Genomic DNA, 2,025 nt, shown 5'->3' on the forward strand with positions numbered 1-2,025 from the left:
CGCCAAGAAGCTGCGGGCCGACGAATGGCAGGCCGGCGATCGTCCCTGGCTGATCGAGCTCGTCGCTCCGTTCGGCGGCCAGGACGAGATCCTCGCCGACCTCGCCGCCAACGTCTTCCCCGGCAAGAGCTTCAAGTTCCACACCGTCGACCCCGACGGCCAGCGCGTGGTCGTCTCCTATCCCCCGCGAGCCCAAGCCTGAGGCGAGGGCTTCGACGCCGGCCTAGACGGCCGGCGTCAGGGCCGTGACGACCTTTTCGCACAGGCGATGGGTCTCCAGGGCGTCGAGGGCCGACAGCCGGCGGCCTTCGCGCACGGCCGACAGGAAGGCCTCGACCAGGCCCTCGAAGCCGCGCTGGCGGCCGACCGAAGTCCAGTTGCCGCGCCGGGTCAGACGCTCGCCGCCGGCGTAGTCGATGACGTCGGACAGTTCGGCGACCCGCAGCTTGGCGCCGTGGCCCGAGACTTCCAGCACCTCCTCGTCGGCGCCGCTGTCGCGGTTCATGATCGCGAAGGCGTCGACGCCCGGTCCTGTGAGATGAAGGCTGGCGTGCCGCATCTTGCCGTCGATCGCGTGGCCCGAGATCCGCGCCTCGTTCGCCGTCGGGGCCAGGAAACGGATGGTGTCGATGGCGTGGATGAAGTCGTCGAACACCGCCCGGCGCAGGCCGTCGGGATAGGCGCGGCGGTTCTTCTGCATCAGCACCAGCGGCGCCTTCAGGCCGGCGGCGGCCAGGTATGAGGGCGCGAAGCGGCGGTTGAAGCCGACGGCCAGCGATACGCCGCGCGTCTCCGCCAGGTCCACCAGGGCTTCGGTTTCCGCCAGGGTGTCGGCGATCGGTTTGTCGACCAGGGTCGGCACGCCGGCCTCGATCAGGCGGCGGACGATCTCCGGATGGGCCTCGGTGGCCGCATGGACGAAGGCGGCGTCGAGCCCTTGGGCCAACGCCTCGTCGAGATCGGTGTGCAGTCGGTCGACGCGCCAGGCCGCGCCCAGGTCGTCGAGCGTGGCCGTGTTTCGGGTGACGAAGGCCAGTTGCACGTCGGGGCGTGCGCCCAGCACCGGCAGGTAGGCTTTGCGGGCGATGTCGCCCAGGCCGATCATCGCCACGCGCATGCGCTTCTAGAGCCCCTTGGACAGGTGTTCCGCCAAGTCCTTTGCGTCCCAATGTTCGTCGCGCGGCGCAAGGAAGATCGGCGTCTCGCGCTCGAAGGCCCGCAGGGCGTCGGCGGTCTGGACGAGGTCGGGGGCGTCGAGGCTTTCGCTCATGACGATGGCGGCGATGGTCGCGCCCTGGGCTCGCAGGGCGATGAGGGCGGTCAGCACGTGGCTGATCGTGCCCAGATACGAGCCGGCGATCAGCAGCACCGGCAGGTCCAGCGCGGCGATCAGGTCGAGATTGGTCGCCTCGTCGGTCAGGGGCGACATGACGCCGCCTGCGCCTTCGACCAGCATCAGGTCGTGCTCGCCGGCGAGGGCCGCGCGGCAGTCGGCGGCGAGGTCTTCGAGGGCGAGCGTGTCGCCCTCCAGCCGCGCGGCGAGGTTCGGGGCCAGCGGGGCGCGATAGCGGCGCGGCGAGATACGGGGCACGGCGGCCGGGTCGCCCAGGGCCTGGGCGAGGCGCGCGGGATCGCTGGCGGAGGGATCCTCGGGATCGAAGCCGCTGACGACCGGCTTGAAGGCGTCCACCGCGACGCCTCGGGCCTTCAGCGCCCGGATCAGGGCGCAGGCGACGTGGGTCTTGCCGATATCGGTGCCGGTTCCGGCGACGAACAGGGCGGTCATGCCTTCGCGTCCGCGTAGGGGCGGACCAGGGCGGCCAGGCGCAGGACCTCGTCGTCTGGATGGTCGGCGCTGAAGGCCAGGCGCAGGCGGGCCGTGCCGGCGGGCACGGTGGGCGGGCGGATGGCCACGACCAGGAAGCCCTCGGCCTCCAGGGCGGCGGAGGCGGCCAGGGCGGCGTCGGCCTCGCCGATCACCACCGGCACGATCGGGCTCTCGGCGCGGGGCAGGCCGGCGGCCTG

Annotated in this window: 4 protein-coding genes; 1 reads left to right on the forward strand and 3 read right to left on the reverse strand. The window is 72.0% G+C overall.

Annotation, left to right across the window (positions count from 1 at the left end; all coding sequences use genetic code 11):
* Nucleotides 1–202: toxin-activating lysine-acyltransferase (locus tag DMC18_RS14605; protein WP_146218082.1), on the forward strand; the 202-nt coding region annotated here is incomplete at its 5' end.
* A gap of 21 nt (nucleotides 203–223) precedes the next feature.
* Here the strand turns inward: DMC18_RS14605 and DMC18_RS14610 are convergent.
* The 3 genes from DMC18_RS14610 to DMC18_RS14620 all read right to left on the reverse strand — a co-directional run.
* Entirely contained in the window at nucleotides 224–1,117 is an 894-nt protein-coding gene (locus tag DMC18_RS14610) for a Gfo/Idh/MocA family protein (protein ID WP_110121798.1), read from the reverse strand.
* A gap of 6 nt (nucleotides 1,118–1,123) precedes the next feature.
* Entirely contained in the window at nucleotides 1,124–1,786 is a 663-nt protein-coding gene (bioD, locus tag DMC18_RS14615; protein ID WP_110121799.1) for a dethiobiotin synthase, read from the reverse strand.
* The coding region (locus DMC18_RS14620; RefSeq protein WP_370444619.1) for an aminotransferase class I/II-fold pyridoxal phosphate-dependent enzyme at nucleotides 1,783–2,025 on the reverse strand (243 nt) is incomplete at its 5' end. The genes DMC18_RS14620 and bioD, both read right to left, overlap by 4 nt.

Source organism: Caulobacter sp. D5 (assembly GCF_003185805.1).
Taxonomy (GTDB): Bacteria; Pseudomonadota; Alphaproteobacteria; order Caulobacterales; family Caulobacteraceae; genus Caulobacter.

Coding starts and splice junctions, on each gene's coding strand:
- bioD (WP_110121799.1), bottom strand. CDS start 1,786: ATGACCGCCCTGTTCGTCGCCGGAACCGGCACCGATATCGGCAAGACC.
- DMC18_RS14610 (WP_110121798.1), bottom strand. CDS start 1,117: ATGCGCGTGGCGATGATCGGCCTGGGCGACATCGCCCGCAAAGCCTAC.